The organism is Arthrobacter sp. JCM 19049 (assembly GCF_001310435.1).
Genome location: NZ_BAXF01000624.1, coordinates 1 through 1,102 on the forward strand (window position 1 = coordinate 1; position 1,102 = coordinate 1,102).

Genomic DNA, 1,102 nt, shown 5'->3' on the forward strand with positions numbered 1-1,102 from the left:
CCAGCGCCCTGCAGCGCTCCATCCCGAACCTGATCGTCGAGGGCATCCCCTCCGGCGGCGAGGACGACTTCACGGTGCTCAAGACCGTGGGCACGGCCCGCGACTTTGCCGCCGAGGGCTTCGAGCCGCTGGACCACCTGCAGATCGCCGAGAAGCTGGACGCGATCGACATGGAGCGCGGGGCGAAGGTCTCCGGTTCGCGCTTCTACTTCCTGAAGGGGATCGGCGCGCGCCTGGAGATGGCGATGATGAACATGGCCCTGGACCAGGCGGTCTCCTACGGGTTCATCCCGATGGTCACCCCGACCCTGGTGCGCCCGGAAATCATGCAGGCACCGGCTTCGACGTCGAACACGATGACGAGATCTACCGCCTGGAACGCGATGACCTGTACCTGGTGGGCACCAGCGAGGTGGCGCTGGCCGGCTACCACGCGAACGAGATCATGGACCTGTCCGACGGGCCGCTGCGCTACGCCGGCTGGTCCTCCTGCTACCGCCGCGAGGCCGGGGCCGCGGGCAAGGACACCCGCGGGATCATCCGCGTGCACCAGTTCAACAAGCTGGAAATGTTCGTCTACACCACGATCGAGCAGGCCGAGGCGGAGCACGCCCGGCTGCTGGCGTGGGAAGAGGAAATGCTGGCGAAGATGGAGCTGCCCTACCGGGTGATTGACACCGCCGCCGGGGACCTGGGCATGAGCGCGGCCCGCAAGTTCGACTGCGAGGCGTGGGTGCCCACCCAGGGGACCTTCCGCGAGCTGACCTCCACCTCGAACTGCACCACCTTCCAGGCCCGCCGCCTGAACATCCGTGAACGCCAGGTGGTGGACGGCAAGGCGGGCAAGACCCGGGCCGTTGCCACCCTGAACGGCACCCTGGCCACCACCCGCTGGATTGTGGCGATCCTGGAGAACCACCAGAACCCGGACGGCACCGTGAACGTGCCCAAGGCGCTGCAGCCCTACCTGGGCGGGCTGGAAGTGCTGTCCTAGCACGCCGCGAACGCCACGGCCGCCGGTAGGTACCGGCGGCCGTGGCGTTTTTCGCCTTATGCCTCGACTTGGACGCCCAGCGCGGCCGGGCGCTGGCCCCGGCGTCCC

At 68.4% G+C, this 1,102-nt stretch carries 1 pseudogene; it reads left to right on the forward strand.

Features of this window, described 5'->3' with window-relative positions:
* Window positions 1-994: pseudogene (serS, locus tag JCM19049_RS15040) on the forward strand (serine--tRNA ligase); the annotation flags it as partial.
* Between the last annotated feature and the right edge of the window lie 108 nt (window positions 995-1,102).